The organism is Bifidobacterium sp. ESL0745 (genome assembly GCF_029433335.1).
GTDB lineage: Bacteria > Actinomycetota > Actinomycetes > Actinomycetales > Bifidobacteriaceae > Bifidobacterium.
On record NZ_JAQTHX010000001.1, the window covers coordinates 1269792 to 1284891 of the forward strand.

23 protein-coding genes are annotated in these 15100 nt (G+C 58.0%); all 23 read right to left on the minus strand.

Annotated features, from left to right (window positions below):
* Positions 1–108: 108 nt before the first annotated feature.
* Positions 109–1446 carry a preprotein translocase subunit SecY gene (gene secY / locus PT275_RS04985; RefSeq protein ID WP_277152911.1) on the minus strand — a complete coding sequence of 446 codons (1338 nt, stop codon included), beginning with the start codon at positions 1444–1446 and terminating at the stop codon, positions 109–111.
* Positions 1447–1930: 484 nt separating this feature from the next.
* Positions 1931–2392, minus strand: a complete 462-nt coding sequence (rplO, locus tag PT275_RS04990) for a 50S ribosomal protein L15 (protein WP_277152913.1) — start codon at positions 2390–2392, stop codon at positions 1931–1933.
* 1 nt (position 2393) lies between these two features.
* Positions 2394–2573, minus strand: coding sequence for a 50S ribosomal protein L30 (rpmD, locus tag PT275_RS04995; RefSeq protein ID WP_277146295.1), 180 nt, complete (start codon positions 2571–2573; stop codon positions 2394–2396).
* Entirely contained in the window at positions 2573–3343 is a 771-nt protein-coding gene (gene rpsE / locus PT275_RS05000) for a 30S ribosomal protein S5 (RefSeq protein ID WP_277152915.1), read from the minus strand. The genes rpmD and rpsE overlap by 1 nt, the downstream gene beginning before the upstream one ends.
* Positions 3340–3711, minus strand: coding sequence for a 50S ribosomal protein L18 (rplR, locus tag PT275_RS05005; RefSeq protein WP_277152917.1), 372 nt, complete (start codon positions 3709–3711; stop codon positions 3340–3342). Before rplR ends, rpsE begins: the two co-directional genes overlap by 4 nt.
* Position 3712: 1 nt before the next feature.
* Positions 3713–4252, minus strand: coding sequence for a 50S ribosomal protein L6 (rplF, locus tag PT275_RS05010; protein ID WP_277152919.1), 540 nt, complete (start codon positions 4250–4252; stop codon positions 3713–3715).
* A gap of 17 nt (positions 4253–4269) precedes the next feature.
* A complete protein-coding gene (rpsH, locus tag PT275_RS05015) occupies positions 4270–4668 on the minus strand; it encodes a 30S ribosomal protein S8 (protein WP_277148871.1) in 399 nt (132 codons plus the stop codon).
* 88 nt (positions 4669–4756) lie between these two features.
* Positions 4757–4942 carry a type Z 30S ribosomal protein S14 gene (locus PT275_RS05020; protein ID WP_091847705.1) on the minus strand — a complete coding sequence of 62 codons (186 nt, stop codon included), beginning with the start codon at positions 4940–4942 and terminating at the stop codon, positions 4757–4759.
* A gap of 1 nt (position 4943) precedes the next feature.
* Entirely contained in the window at positions 4944–5516 is a 573-nt protein-coding gene (gene rplE / locus PT275_RS05025; RefSeq protein WP_277152921.1) for a 50S ribosomal protein L5, read from the minus strand.
* Entirely contained in the window at positions 5513–5848 is a 336-nt protein-coding gene (gene rplX, locus PT275_RS05030) for a 50S ribosomal protein L24 (RefSeq protein ID WP_277152923.1), read from the minus strand. Before rplX ends, rplE begins: the two co-directional genes overlap by 4 nt.
* 1 nt (position 5849) lies before the next feature.
* Complete coding sequence (rplN, locus tag PT275_RS05035; RefSeq protein ID WP_091847708.1) at positions 5850–6218, minus strand: 50S ribosomal protein L14; 369 nt, start codon at positions 6216–6218, stop codon at positions 5850–5852.
* A 74-nt stretch (positions 6219–6292) separates the two neighbouring features.
* A complete protein-coding gene (gene rpsQ, locus PT275_RS05040) occupies positions 6293–6559 on the minus strand; it encodes a 30S ribosomal protein S17 (RefSeq protein WP_277143842.1) in 267 nt (88 codons plus the stop codon).
* A 2-nt stretch (positions 6560–6561) separates the two neighbouring features.
* Complete coding sequence (gene rpmC / locus PT275_RS05045) at positions 6562–6819, minus strand: 50S ribosomal protein L29 (protein ID WP_277152926.1); 258 nt, start codon at positions 6817–6819, stop codon at positions 6562–6564.
* Positions 6819–7238 (minus strand): 50S ribosomal protein L16, encoded by a 420-nt coding sequence (gene rplP, locus PT275_RS05050; protein WP_277152929.1) that lies wholly within the window; start codon positions 7236–7238, stop codon positions 6819–6821. Before rplP ends, rpmC begins: the two co-directional genes overlap by 1 nt.
* Positions 7239–7244: 6 nt before the next feature.
* On the minus strand, positions 7245–8081 hold the full coding sequence (gene rpsC / locus PT275_RS05055) for a 30S ribosomal protein S3 (protein WP_277152931.1): 837 nt from the start codon (positions 8079–8081) through the stop codon (positions 7245–7247).
* A gap of 2 nt (positions 8082–8083) precedes the next feature.
* Entirely contained in the window at positions 8084–8443 is a 360-nt protein-coding gene (gene rplV, locus PT275_RS05060) for a 50S ribosomal protein L22 (protein WP_277143833.1), read from the minus strand.
* A gap of 15 nt (positions 8444–8458) precedes the next feature.
* On the minus strand, positions 8459–8737 hold the full coding sequence (gene rpsS / locus PT275_RS05065) for a 30S ribosomal protein S19 (RefSeq protein ID WP_277143831.1): 279 nt from the start codon (positions 8735–8737) through the stop codon (positions 8459–8461).
* A 14-nt stretch (positions 8738–8751) separates the two neighbouring features.
* Complete coding sequence (rplB, locus tag PT275_RS05070; RefSeq protein WP_277148880.1) at positions 8752–9582, minus strand: 50S ribosomal protein L2; 831 nt, start codon at positions 9580–9582, stop codon at positions 8752–8754.
* 35 nt (positions 9583–9617) lie between these two features.
* Entirely contained in the window at positions 9618–9914 is a 297-nt protein-coding gene (gene rplW, locus PT275_RS05075; protein ID WP_277143827.1) for a 50S ribosomal protein L23, read from the minus strand.
* A 5-nt stretch (positions 9915–9919) separates the two neighbouring features.
* Positions 9920–10579 (minus strand): 50S ribosomal protein L4, encoded by a 660-nt coding sequence (gene rplD, locus PT275_RS05080; protein WP_277152933.1) that lies wholly within the window; start codon positions 10577–10579, stop codon positions 9920–9922.
* A 6-nt stretch (positions 10580–10585) separates the two neighbouring features.
* Positions 10586–11239: a 50S ribosomal protein L3 gene (gene rplC, locus PT275_RS05085; RefSeq protein ID WP_277148886.1), complete on the minus strand. Its 654-nt coding sequence runs from the start codon at positions 11237–11239 to the stop codon at positions 10586–10588.
* A gap of 14 nt (positions 11240–11253) precedes the next feature.
* Complete coding sequence (gene rpsJ, locus PT275_RS05090) at positions 11254–11562, minus strand: 30S ribosomal protein S10 (protein WP_277143821.1); 309 nt, start codon at positions 11560–11562, stop codon at positions 11254–11256.
* 429 nt (positions 11563–11991) lie between these two features.
* Entirely contained in the window at positions 11992–14730 is a 2739-nt protein-coding gene (gene adhE, locus PT275_RS05095) for a bifunctional acetaldehyde-CoA/alcohol dehydrogenase (RefSeq protein WP_277152935.1), read from the minus strand.
* Positions 14731–15100 lie beyond the last annotated feature (370 nt).

The window sequence follows — 15100 nt, forward strand, 5'->3', positions numbered from 1 at the left end:
GATTCGGCAAGTGCTTGCCTGCCAGACAGCACTTAATACGGTTCATCCGCCCACTGCAAAGCAGCAATGGACGGATGAATCATCAGAGGTAACCAAGAGCGCTCGAATCTACTTGCCCTCGACATGATCGGTGTCTTCAAGCAGGAAACCAGTGTACTGGAACTGCTCGGTCTGGGCCTTTGCCTGGCGCAGGGTATCAAGGCCGACGCCTGCGATAATCAGGATGGTTGTGCCACCGAACGGAAGTCTGTTGTTGAGCTTCAGCATCATGATGAGCATGGTCGGGATCAACGCGACAAAAAGCAAGTAGATGGCGCCGACCGTATTGAGCCTGTTCATCACGTAGCTCAGGTAGCGGCTGGTGGCACTGCCGGCACGAATGCCAGGAATGAAGCCACCGTACTGTTTCATGTTGTCGGCCGTCTCGTCCGGGTCGAATGTAATCGACGTGTAGAAGAAGCAGAAGAACACGATCATCACGGCATACAACGCGATGTACCAGATCGAGGTCGTATTGGCCAGGTTCTTGTTGATCCACTTGACCCATGACTGATCAGATTTGCCGAACTGCGCGATCAACGTAGGAATCGCCAGAATCGAGGAGGCGAAGATCGGCGGGATGACACCGGACATATTGATCTTCAACGGAAGATACGTGGAGGAACCGCCGTACATCTTGCGGCCGATCATACGGCGCGTGTACTGCACCGGAATGCGGCGCTGGGCGAGTTCGACGAAATCGACGAAGATGAGGATGACGATGAGGACCGCGACGACGATGCCGAAGTACTCCCAGTTGCCGTTCTTGCCGTTAGTGCCCCAGCCGATTTGCCACAGCTGCGGAAGGAAGCCGGAGCAGATGGACATGAAGATCAAGACGGACATACCTTGGCCGATGCCCTTGTCGGTGATCAACTCGGCCATCCACATGATCAGGCCCGTGCCGCCGGTCATAATCATCACCATGACCGCAAGGTTCCATACGGAACCGTCAGGCACCACCTGGCCACACTGGTAGTTGAAGAGTGCACCGGAACGAGCCGTGACCAGAATGGTAGTGGACTGCAAAATCGCCAGGCCGATGGTCAGATAACGTGTGTACTGCGTCAGCTTGGTCTCACCGGACTGGCCTTCCTTGTGCAACGCCTCGAAACGAGGAATGACCACACGCAACAGCTGAATGACGATGGATGCCGTGATGTACGGCATCACGCCCAACGCGAAGATTGACAGCTGGAGCATGGCGCCGCCAGAGAAGAGGTTGACCAACCCCACGAAGTTCTCTTGTGCCGTCTTCATGGTGCCTACGCATTGCTGGACCACCTTGTAGTCCACTCCCGGGGTCGGTATGAACGAACCGATGCGGTAGATGACAATGATGCCGAGCACGAAGAGGATCTTATGGCGAAGTTCCTTCGTCTTCAGGGCCTGGATTAACGTCCTCACCTGGATTTCCTTCCCTATTCGGTACATCTCATGTACCGATGCAAACACACTAAGCAATAATCTTAGCGTCAAGCGTCTACCAAACGCGGGACACGACATTAGCCGACACGAAGCCGACGCCAATGCCCATCAGATTATCCGACTTTCGCAACCTCATGAACACTGCATACGGCGATGTGCCAGCATACAGCCTTTACAGCCAAACATCCAACATCCATAACACTATCGTTTTACCAGTTATCTGAGGATTTCTGGCGCACATTCTGCTCAATTCTGTGCTTGAATTCATGCTTGTGCATCAATCAAGAAATTCAAGCACATCTTTCGGCTTATTTTATGCTTGGATTCTCACACTGATCGTATAGCCAAACGATTTGTTCGATCTGGTTTCAGACATTCCCGCAAAACAAGTGGTCCCTTCCGCTAATGCGGAAAGGACCACCATCAGTGTAAACGAAATCCGTTCACACTACAGACATCCGAATTACTCTTCGGAAATGGAGCCGCCAGCGGCCTCGATCTTGGCCTTGGCGGACTTGGAAGCCTTCACACCCTTGAGCGTGAACGCAACCTTGGTCTCACCATCGCCGAGAACCTTGACAGGGTATCCAGCGCGAACGGCACCGGCCTTGACGAGATCCTCGACGCTGACCTCTCCACCCTTCGGGAACAGCTCAGAGAGAGCAGAGACGTTGATGACCTGGAACTCCTTCTTGAAGGGGCTCTTGAAGCCGCGAAGCTTCGGCAGGCGCATGTACAGAGGCAGCTGGCCGCCTTCGAATCCAGGACGAACCTGATAACGCTTCAACGTGCCCTTGGCGCCACGGCCCGAGGTCTTACCCTTGGAACCTTCACCACGGCCCACGCGGATACGGTTCTTTTTGGAACCAGGAGCGGGGCGCAGATCATGCATCTGCAAAATCGTGTTTTCTTCTTGTTCTGCCATATCAGGCCTCCTCAACCGTGACCAAGTGGCGAACCGCATTGATCAGACCGCGGGTTGCAGGGGTGTCTTCACGGACAACCGTCTGACCGATCTTGTGCAGGCCGAGCGTGCGAACAGTGTCGCGCTGGGCAGGCTTGCGGTTGACCAGACCTTTTGTCAGTGTGATCTTCAGATCTGCCATTACTCTTCACCATCCTTGGCTTGTTCGGCTTCGGCCTTGGCATCCTCACGGGCCTTTCGGGCCTCGGCAATGCCTTCGGCGCGAGCACGGAGCAGGGTGTCGGGAGCGACTTGTTCAACGGTCAAGCCACGGCGTGCCGCGATCTCTTCGGGCTCCTCGAGCTGCTTCAACGCATCCACGGTGGCGCGAACCACGTTGACGGCGGTGGCGCTGCCCATGGACTTGGTGAGAATATCGGAAATGCCAGCACATTCCATGACGGCGCGGACTGCACCACCGGCGATTACACCGGTGCCGGGAGCGGCGGGACGCAGCAGGACAGTACCTGCAGCGTCATGGCCGATGACCGGGTGGGTCACGGTGCCACGAACGCGCGGAACGGTGAACATGTGCTTCTTGGCGTCAAGCTGGCCCTTGGCGATGGCGGCAGGAACCTCACGGGACTTGCCATAGCCCACACCAACGGTACCGTTGCCGTCGCCGACCACCACGAGAGCGGCGAAGCTCATGCTGCGGCCACCCTTACGGGTCTTGGAAACGCGGTTGATGGTTACGACGCGATCGAGCAGCTCATCGCCACGATTTTCCTCGTGACGGCCACGGCGTTCACCGCGACGCTCCCCTCGACGGCCTTCACCGCGGCCCTCGCCACGTCCGCCACGGCGTGAACCGCGACGGTCCTCGTTGCGCTGACTCTGGTTATTGTCGTTGGACGCCTGCGTGTTCTGATTGTTTTCAGCCACTTGGGTTTCCTTTTCGTTGTCGCTCACAGTGCAAGACCTCCCTGACGGGCGCCCTCAGCAACGGCTGCGACGCGACCATGATACTTGTTGCCGCCACGGTCGAAGACGACGGAATCAATACCCGCGTCCTTGGCCTTCTTGGCAATCAGCTCGCCGACCTTCTGCGCGGCTTCGGTCTTGGTGCCCTTGAACCCATCGAAATCGTGGGTGATGGTGGACTCGCTGACCAAAGTGATGCCCTTGGTATCGTCGACGATCTGAGCGACCATGTGGCGATTCGAACGAGTGACGACCAGACGCGGACGCTCTGCAGTGCCGGTGAGGTGCTTGCGCAGACGTGCGTGACGGCGAAGCCTTGCGACTTTCTTGCCTTTACCGAAAATCTTGACTGTCATATCACTTACCAGCCTTTCCAGCCTTGCGCAGGATGTGTTCGTCGGTGTACTTGATGCCCTTGCCCTTGTAAGGTTCCGGCTTGCGAAGCGCACGGATATTGGCCGCGGCCTGACCGACCGCCTGCTTGTCAATACCCTTGACGACCACCTGGTTGGCATTCGGCAGCTCGAAGGTGATGCCTTCGGGCGGGTTGACGGTGATGGTGTGCGAATAGCCGAGCGAGAACTCAATGCCCTTGCCCTTCATCTGCGCACGGTAACCGGTGCCGACGATGTCCAGCGTCTTGCTGAACCCTTCGTGCACACCCTGAACCATCGAAGCGACGATGGAACGGGCCAGACCGTGGTCTGCGCGGGTCTGCAGCTGGTCATCGGCCGGATCGAAGTAGATGGTATTGTCTTCGACGCGAGCGGTGATGCCGTCGGGGATAGTGTAGGAATCAGAACCCTTGGCGCCTTTGACGCTGAAGTTCTGTCCATCAATCTTGACTTCCACGCCTGCCGGAATGGTGACGGGGAGCTTACCAATATGTGATGCCATGTTTTAGCTCTCCTTCCTCACCAAACGAAGGCGACGATTTCGCCGCCGATGCCCCGGTCGAGGCAATCTTTCTGGGTCAACAATCCTGCACTGGTCGAAATGATCGCGACACCCATGCCACCAAGTGGCATCGGCAGCGCGTCCGACTTCGCATAGCGACGCAGGCCGGGCTTCGAGATGCGCTTGATGCCCTGAATGGCACGCTCGCCATTGGGACCGTACTTCAGCGTGATCTCAAGGTTCTGGCCGACGCGAGCATCCGTAGCGGTGAAGTCTTTGATATAGCCTTCGCGTTTGAGGATCTCGGCAATCGCCGCCTTGAACTTGGAGTACGGCATGGAAACGGTCTCATGCTTCGCCGCACTCGCATTACGCAGACGTGTGAGCATGTCTGCGATTGGATCTGTCATTGTCATGTGGGCTAACGCCCTTTCTCGCCGTGGTTTCCTCCGCCGGAGCAAGTCGATATGACCTGCCCCGGCCGAGGACCTTCAGCGTCGATGTTTACCAACTGGACTTCGTAACTCCGGGCAGCTCGCCACGATGAGCCTTCTCGCGAAGGCAGATGCGGCACAGGCCGAACTTGCGATATACGGAGTGGGGACGGCCGCAAACCTGGCAGCGCGTATAGCCGCGCACCTTGAACTTTGGTTTGGCAGCAGCCTTGTTTCTAAGAGCGGTTTTTGCCATTTCAGTTCTCCTTGAAGGGGAAGCCAAGGTGCTTGAGCAGTGCCCGAGCTTCCTTGTCATCCTTGGTGCTGGTCACCACGGTGATGTCCATACCACGCTGATGATCGATCGCATCCGGATCGATCTCGTGGAACATGGATTGCTCGGTGAGACCGAAGTTGTAGTTGCCCTGGCCATCGAACTGCTTGCCGCTGATACCACGGAAATCGCGGATACGTGGCAACGCGAGAACGAGCAGCCTGTCGAGGAACTCCCACATGCGGTCGCCACGAAGCGTCACATAGGCGCCGATGGCCTGGCCTTCACGCAGATGGAACTGGGCGACGGACTTCTTGGCCTTGGTGACCTTCGGCTTCTGGCCGGTGATCGCGGTGAGGTCGCTGACGGCGCCCTCGATGAGCTTGGAGTCACGGGCCGCAGCGCCGACGCCCATGGAGACGACGACTTTCTGAACCTTGGCGACCTGCATCGGGTTGGAATACTTGAATTCCTTCTCGAGCTCGGGCACGATCTTGTCGATGTACTGCTGCTTCAGGCGCGGTGTTGCCGGCGCTTCGACTGTTGTATCGCTCATGCCAGCTCCTTTCCTGATTTCTTGGCGATGCGGGTGCGCACGGTCTTGACCTTGCCGTCCTGGGCCTTGGTCGTGACCTTGACACCAACGCGGGTCGCTTCCTTGGTCTCGGGGTCAATGACCATCACATTGGAGCGATGAATCGGCGCCTCAACCGAGACGATTCCGGACTGCTGACCCTGCTGAGTGGCGCGCACGTGCTTCTTGACGATCTGCACGCCCTCGACGATCAGACGGTCGTTGGCAAGCACCTTGGTGACTTTGCCTTCCTTGCCGCGATCCTTGCCGCGAATGACCCTGACCTGGTCGCCGGTCTTGATCTTGGCTACCATCTCAGATCACCTCCGGGGCGAGGGACACGATCTTCATGAAGCGCTTGTCGCGCAGTTCACGTCCGACCGGTCCGAAGATACGAGTGCCCTTGGGCTCATGGCCGGAGCCAAGAATAACCGCAGCGTTCTCGTCGAACTTGATGTATGAGCCGTCTTTACGACGATGCTCTTTTACCGTACGGACGACAACGGCCTTGACCACGTCGCCCTTCTTGACCGACCCGCCAGGGATCGCGTCCTTGACGGAGGCGACGATCACGTCGCCGATGCCGGCATAGCGTCGCTTCGATCCGCCGAGCACTCGGATGGCCAAGATCTCCTTGGCACCCGTGTTGTCGGCGACATGAAGCCGCGTTTCCTGCTGAATCATTGATTCTCCTTAGCCGCGCTGGTTCTCCCCTGCCACCCGTAGTAAAGGTGAGCAGCGGAGCCTTGCCGAACTTGTTACTTGGCGCGTTCGACGATGGAGTCGAGACGCCAACGCTTGGTCTTGCTCAAAGGCCGGGTTTCCATGATACGCACGAAGTCGCCATTGTGGGCATCATTGTGCTCGTCATGAACCTTAACCTTACGAGTGGAGCGGACGACCTTGCCGTACAGCGGGTGGGTCGAACGCTGCTCGAGCTCGACGGTGATCGTCTTGTCCATTGCGTCGGACACGACGTACCCGCTACGAGTCTTGCGGAAGTTGCGCTCTTGCTTTTCAGCCATGCTTACTTCTCCTCAGTCTTCGTGTCGCCCGACTCAGGCTCCTGGCTGATGCCGAGTTCACGCTCACGCAGGACAGTGTACATCCTGGCAATGTCGTGCTTCACGGCCTTGAGCCTAGAGGAGTTGTCAAGCTGACCAGTGGCGTTCTGGAAGCGCAGGTTGAAAAGCTCTCCCTTGGACTTCTTGAGGAAGCCCTCGATTTCGTCATTGGTCTTCTCGTTGAGATTCTTGATGCTGTAGTCTGCTGTTCCGACTGCCATCAGAGATCACCGCCTTCACGTGCGATAATACGGCACTTCATCGGCAGCTTGTCGATGGCGCGACGAAGGGCTTCCTTCGCGGTTGCCTCGTCGACGCCGCCGATTTCGAACATCACGCGTCCAGGATGCACATTGGCGATCCAGGACTCCGGGGTGCCCTTGCCGGAACCCATTCGGCTTCCGAGCGCGTGCTTGGTCAAAGGACGATCAGGGAAGATCGTGATCCACACACGGCCGCCACGCTTGATGTAGCGGGTCATGGCGATACGAGCAGCCTCGATCTGACGGTTGGAGATGTAGGCAGGGGCCAGAGCCTGAATGCCATAATCGCCGAACGCGATCTCGTTGCCGCCCTTGGACATGCCGCGACGCTTCGGACGCTGCTGTTTACGGTACTTAGTCCTCTTTGGGATAAGCATATCTGCTCACTCCTTTGCTTCCGAGGCGGCAGGTGCTGCGGCTGCTGCGGGCTCGGCTGCTGGTGCCGCCGCAGCCTCAGGGGCCTTGGCTTCCGGCTTGGAACCGCGAGCACCGGACGGACGGCCACCACGACGCGGGCGACGATCGCCGCCACGGCGTCCACGGTTGTTGTCCTGCTGGGCCTGCTGCTCATCGAACTGACGTTCGGTCATATCGCCCTTGTAGATCCAGACCTTCACACCGATACGGCCATAGGTCGTACGGGCTTCGAAGAATCCATAATCAATGAGAGCACGGAGGGTCTGCAGCGGAACGCGACCTTCACGATAGAACTCGGAACGGCTCATCTCGGCGCCTCCAAGGCGGCCGGAGAGCTTGATGCGGATACCCTTGGCGCCAGCACGCATCGCGTCCTGCTGAGCCTTGCGCATGGCACGACGGAACGTGACACGGTTGGTCAGCTGCTCGGCGATGGACTGAGCGACAAGCTGGGCGTCCAGAGCGGCGTTCTTGACTTCGAAGATGTTGAGCTGAACCTGCTTGCCCGTGATCTTCTCGAGCTTGGCGCGAACACGTTCGGCCTCTGCTCCACGACGGCCGATGACAATGCCCGGGCGGGCGGTGTGGATATCCACACGCACACGGTCACGGGTGCGCTCGATGATGATGCGGGACACGCCTGCACGCTCGAGGTCCTTGTTCATGGCCTTGCGAATCTTGTCGTCCTCGAGGACGAAGTCGCTGTAACGCTCACCAGGCTTGTTGGAATCGGAGAACCACTTCGAACGGTGGTCTTCAGTGATACCCAGGCGGTAGCCTAACGGATTGATCTTCTGACCCATCTTTAGCGGGCTCCTTCCTTGCTGGCGACAACGACGGTGATGTGGCTGGTGCGCTTGTTGATGCGTCCGGCGCGGCCCTGTGCACGAGCACGGAAACGCTTGAGCGTCACGCCTTCATCCACATAGGTCTCTTTCACATACAGGTCGTTCTCACGGAACGCTTCGCCTGCCTTGTCGGCCTTGACGCGCGCGTTCGCGGTGGCGCTCTGCAGAACCTTGAGCACTGGCTCAGAGGCGTCCTGCGGGGCGAATTTCAGGATGGTGACGGCTTCGCTCACTTTTTTGCCTCGGATGAGGTCGACCATGCGGCGAGCCTTGCGCGGCGTCACACGGACGTGACGTGCGATTGCTTTAGCTTCCATAATCTTTCTCTTCCTTTAGCGGCGAGCTTTTTTGTCGTCATGAACGTGACCGCGGAAGGTCTTCGTCGGGGCAAATTCACCGAGCTTATGGCCGACCATGGCTTCGGTCACGAAGACCGGGACATGCTTGCGACCATCGTGCACGGCGAACGTGTGACCGATGAAGTCCGGGGTGATCATCGAACGGCGCGACCACGTCTTGATGACGTTCTTCGTGCCCTTCTCGTTCTGTTCGTCGACTTTCTTCTGTAAATGGGCGTCGACGAAGGGGCCCTTCTTGATGCTACGTGACATCTATTCGACGCTCCTTACTTACGGTTCTTGCCATTGGGACGACGACGAACAATCATCTTGTTCGAAGCCTTCTTCGGACGGCGAGTACGAACTTCGCCCTTGCCCCACGGCGACACTGGCGGCTTACCACCGCGAGTGGTACCACCATGCGGGTGGTCGACCGGGTTCATGGACTCACCACGAGTGATCGGGCGCTTGCCCATCCAACGGGCGCGACCAGCCTTGCCGAGCTGAACGTTGGCGTGATCGGAGTTGCCGACCTCACCGACGGTTGCGCGGCAGCGTGCGTCGACGTTGCGGATTTCTCCGGACGGCATACGCAGCTGGGCGTAGGCACCGTCCTTGGCGACAAGCTGAACGCCTGCACCAGCGGAGCGCGCGATTTTGGCGCCGCCCAAAGGACGGAGCTCAATGGCGTGGACGATCGTACCGGTCGGGATATTGCGCAGCGGCAGATTGTTGCCAGGCTTGATATCGGCATTTTCGCCGGTCTCGATGACGTCGCCCTGCTTGACACCCTTCGGCGCCACGATGTAGCGCTTCTCGCCATCTGCATAGTGCAAGAGGGCGATGCGGGCGGAGCGGTTCGGATCATATTCGATCTCAGCAACCTTGGCGGGCACGCCGTCCTTGTCCCAACGCTTGAAATCGATGAGACGGTACTGGCGCTTGTGGCCGCCACCGCGATGGCGGGAGGTCACACGGCCGTAAGAGTTACGACCGCCGGTGCTGTTGAGTTTGCGTACCAGCGACTTCTCAGGCGTGGAGCGCGTGAGGTCGGAGAAATCCGACACAGACGCGTTGCGGCGGCCCGGAGTCGTCGGCTTATATACGCGGATAGCCATAATTAGTTCTTCCTTTGACTTTTTCGGCTATTGCTTCAGTTGCCGAAGATGTCGATCGACTGGCCCTCGGCGACCGTGACGATCGCGCGCTTCTGATTGACGCGCTGACCGAAACCGGTACGGGTGCGCTGGCGCTTGCCGGCGCGGTTGAGGGTGTTGACGTTCGTCACCTTGACGTTGAAGATTTTTTCGACGGCCTGCTTGATCTGAACCTTGTTGGCATCAGGAGCGACCACGAAAGTGTACTGACCACGGTCGCCGGCGGCGTAGCTCTTTTCGGAGACTACCGGCTTGATGATGACGTCGTGGGCGGGATTGTGAATAGCTACCATATCGTTCAGGCCTCCTTGGGCTCAGTCTTGGCGGCGACGAAGGCATCGAAGCCTTCCTTGCTGAAGACGACATACTGAGCGGTAACCACATCGTAGGTGTTGAGCTGATCCGCGAAGATCATGTGCACCGTCGGAATGTTGCGAACGGAAAGCCACAGGTTGACATCGTCACGCGAGAGCACGACGGTGGTGAACTGATTGTTGCTTACCGGGGTCAACGCAGCGATGGCGGCCTTGGTGGACGGAGTGTCCTTGATGCCAAAGTCGACAACGGCGACGCGACCGGCGTTCGCACGGTTGGAAAGCACATAGCGCAGTGCGCCGGCCTTCATCTTCTTGGGAGTGTGCTGGGAATAGTCACGCGGCACTGGGCCGTGAGCGATACCACCGTGAACCCACTGAGGAGCGCGGATCGAGCCCTGACGAGCGCGACCGGTGCCCTTCTGCTTCCACGGCTTCTTGCCGCCGCCGGATACAGCTCCACGGTTCTTGACCGCGTGAGTGCCCTGACGAGCAGCAGCGAGCTGAGCGATGACCACCTGATGAATCAGCGGAACGTGAGCCTCGACCTCTTCATTGGAGATGCCGAAGATATCTGCAGGCGCCTCGACGGAGCCGGCAGACTTGCCCTTGGCATCGGTGACATTGAGTGTTACGTTAGCCATGATTTATCAGGCTCCCTTCACAGCCGAACGAAGCAGGACGATGCCACCCTTGGGCCCTGGAAGAGCACCCTTGATGGCGATGACGCCGTTCTCCTTATCGGAGGAAACGACCTCAAGGTTCTGCACGGTGGAAGTGACATGGCCCATACGACCGGCCATACGCTTGCCCTTCAGAATACGGCTCGGCGTAGCGCATGCACCGACTGAGCCGGGGCGACGCTCGTTCTTGTGAGAGCCGTGAGTACGACGATAGGACTTGAAGCCCCAACGCTTGATGGTTCCGGCGAAGCCCTTGCCCTTGGTCGTACCGGTGACGTCCACTTCCGAACCATCGGCGAACAAGTCGGCGGTCAGTTCCTGACCGGGCTTGAAATCGTCGACGTTGTCCGTGCGGACCTCGACCAGATGACGACGCGGGGTGACGCCCGCCTTCGCGAAATGACCAGCCATGGGCTTGGTCACCTTGGTGGGATCAATCTGACCGTAGCCGAGCTGAACGGCCTTATAGCCGTCACTCTCTTCGGTCTTGACGCATGTGACCACATTCGTGGACACATCAACGAGCGTCACGGGAACGAAGAAACCCTGCTCGTCCCAAACCTGCGACATACCAAGCTTGCGGCCCAGCAGTGCAGAACGATTTGCTTTCTGCAACGACATGCTTCTCCCCTCCTTTACAGCTTGATCTCGATATTGACATCCGCAGGCAAATCGATATGCATCAGTGAATCCACGGCCTTGGGAGTCGGGTCCACGATGTCGATGAGGCGCTTATGAGTGCGCATCTCGAATTGCTCGCGAGAATCCTTGTATTTATGAGGAGAACGAATTACCACAAAGACGTTCTTCTCAGTAGGCAGAGGAACCGGGCCCACCACAGTGGCACCCGCGTTCGTGACCGTCTCGACGATTTTCTTCGCCGATTGGTCGATGACCTCATGGTCATAGGACTTAAGCCTGATGCGGATTTTCTGTCCCGCCATTGCCGTCCGCCCTTTCTAGCGATTGTTGACATTACCAACCCATTTTAAGGACACCGGCGCGTACGACCCCCGGGAAATCCCGTGGCCGAACCACATCAGTGTGCAGCACTACAGCGCCTTCGAGAGGACGGCACCGGGCTGCACTCGCTCTTTTTCTTACAATTTGCGAGCCCAAAACAGGCAACTGTTCTATTAAAGCATCGGGGGGCTACTAGAAAAATTCGGGCGTGTCGTTGACATTGCTTGGTTTACAGGACATTTGCATACTACTTCCATGTAGTTTTCATCACTTCAGAATAGTTCAAATTTTTTAAAAAAAGTCCTATACAATAATTACATTTTCGGCAATAAATCATACAAATTTTTAAAAAAATAATTATGCCCACCGTCACGTAAACGGCAGGCATAATCAACTTTTATTTGAAGCTGTCAGCTTTCAACCACTTCCACTTCGGTGACCGACGTGGTCGCTTCGCGTTCCTGGCGACGGGCGTGGCCCTCGGCCTGGGAAATGCCGTAATAGGCGGCAATGGCGATGTCCTTCATGTCCTCGATCTGCGGAATGCGAGGATTCGCGGGGGTGCACTGGTCTTCATAGGCGCGCATGCCAATCTGGTCGAGAATGCTCCAGAAATAGGTCTCATCGACGCCGCACTGCTGGAAACTGGAATCCATGCCGAGCTTGTTGTCACGGTAGTCCTCCACCGCAAGCGCAAGGTTCTCCACTCCTTCTTCCGGGCTTTTGCCGGGGTCGACGCCGAGCACACGGGCGAATTCCTGGTAGCGCTCGGGCGCAACGTACTTGTCGTACTTCGGCCAACTCGTGGGCTCCTGCGGAATCGAGCCGTTGTAGCGGATGACGTACGGCAGCAGGATTGCGTTGGTGTGCCCGTGGGCCACGTCGCAGAGCGCACCGATGGTGTGGGCCATGCCGTGGCACATCCCCAAGAATGCTGAGCCGAAGGCCATGCCGGCCATCGTGGCGGCGTTGTGCATCTTCTCCTGGGCCTTGATCTTGGCCTCACCGGGCTCGGCGCAAACCGAGGTGGCGAGGTTGTCCCAGATGAGCTTGGCGGCGTGCAGGGCCATGCCGTCGGTAAAATCGTTGGAGTAGACGGAGACGTAGGACTCCATGCAGTGCGTCAGCGCGTCGAAACCGGTGTTGCTGGCCAGCGTCGGCGGTTGGGTGCGGGCCAGGACCGGGTCGACGATGGCAACGGACGGGGTCAGTGCATAATCGGTGATCGGGTACTTGTAGCCGGTCTTGTGATCGGTGATCACGGCGAAGGGCGTGACCTCGGAACCGGTGCCGGAAGACGTCGGGATGCACACTAGCTTGGCCTTGCTCCCGAGCGGCGGAATACGGAAGGCACGCTTGCGAATGTCGAAGAACTTCTCGCGAACGTCGTCGAAGGAGATTTCGGGGTGCTCGTACAAAAGCCACATGATCTTGGCCGCATCCATCGGAGAGCCGCCACCCACCGCGATGATGGTGTCGGGGCGGAATTCGTCGCGCATCATGGCCGCGCCGCGCTCCACGGTCTCGACGGACGGTTCCGGCTCGATGTAATCGATGGTGCGGAACGTGACCGGTTCCGGGCGAGAACGCAACTGGTCGATGACCTTGTCGACGATGCCAAGCTGTTCCATAACCTTGTCGCAGACGATGACCACCCGGCGGATGTTGTACATGTCATGCAGATACCGGATGGCGTTGGGCTCGAAATAGGTCTTCGGCGGGACTTTGAACCATTGCATATTGTTGTTCCTTCGCGCGATGCGCTTGATGTTCAGCAGGTTGACGGCCTGGACGTTGCCGGAGACGGAATTGCCGCCGTAGGAGCCGCAGCCGAGCGTCAGGGACGGGGCGATGGCGTTGTAGATATCGCCGATGCCGCCCAGTGCCGAGGGCTGGTTCCAGACGATGCGGCAGGCGTGCATCTTCAGGCCATACCGCTTCACGAGGTCGTGATCGTCTGAGTGAATGACAGCGGTGTGGCCGGCGCCGAACTTCAGCATGCCTTCGCACATGTTGAAGCCCTGTTCCTCGGTCTCAAAACGCAGCATGGCGTGGACCGGGCAGAGCTTTTCGAGCGTCAACGGCTCCTGCTCCCCCACTTCCTTGCATTCGGCGACCAGAATCGTGGCGTCATCGGGAACAGTGAAACCGGCCTCACGGGCGATGTACTGTGGGGATTTGCCGGGGACGACGGAGTTGAGCTTCGGTTTGCCACCGGAATAGGCCGTGCAGCCGAACATGTACTGCTCAAGCTTGGCCTTCTCATCGGCGTTGACGAAATAGGCCTTGCGACGCTTCAATTCGTCGGCGAGACGCTCGTAGATGTCGGCGTGGGCGATGATGCCCTGTTCGGTGGCGCAGATCATGCCGTAATCAAAATGCTTGGAAAGCACCAGATCGTTGGCCACGCGCTTGACGTCGACGTTCGCGTCCACATATGCAGGCGCATTGCCGGCACCCACGCCGAGCGCGGGCTTGCCGGAGGAATACGCGGCCTTGACCATGCCGGGGCCGCCGGTGGCGAGAATCGTGGCGACATCAGGATGCGTCATCAGTGCGCCCGTAGCCTCAACCGAGGGGTGTTCGATCCACTGGATGCAATCCTTCGGGGCGCCGGCCGCCACCGCCGCGTCACGCACGATGCGCGCTGCCTCAACCGAACACTTCTGGGCGAACGGGTGGAACCCGAAAACAATCGGACAACGCGTCTTCAAGGCGATCAACGACTTGAAGATCGTGGTGGACGTCGGGTTGGTGACTGGTGTGACGCCGGCGACCACGCCAACCGGCTCGGCCACCTCGTCGATGCCCATCACGTCGTCTTCGCGAATAATGCCGACAGTCTTCTGCCCGGCCAGATAGTGGGTGACATGTTCGCAGGCGAAGATGTTCTTGGTGGCCTTGTCCTCCACCAAGCCACGGCCCGTCTCATCGACGGCCATCTTTGCCAGCACCAAATGCTTGTTCAGGGCGGCGACCGACGCCTTGGCGACAATGCGGTCGACCTGCTCCTGGTTGAGTTTCTCGAATTGGTTCAGCGCCTCGACCCCGCGTGCGACCAGTTCGTCGACCTCGCGTCTGACATCGGGCGTTTCGTTCGTTGCAGTTTTCTTGGTGGGTGAAGTCCCAGCATTCTTTTGTGCCGTCATGACTTCCCTTTCTATTCGCAGTCATATCGTGCTGCACATCGTTACTTCAATGTGACTCAGGTCACAATATAACAGGCAATGCTACGTTTGCCGTTTTGTTTCGGCTTGAAATCTTAAGTCGTACATTATGTTCGTTTTTGCGCAGAACCGTATGCGAACTTGCGCAAATTTTGTTCGAAATCAGCATTATCGTGTTCAAACGAACAAAACAAAACATTCCACTATATAAAAATCAAGGTTACGTTAGCGTTCACATACCCATCAAATAGCCAATTCTCCCGGCGTCTATGCTGTGAGCCGATAAGCAAGCCAATATAAAGAAACATCAGTATTTGCAAAACAAAACAAAAACCGGCGGCAACCATGAACA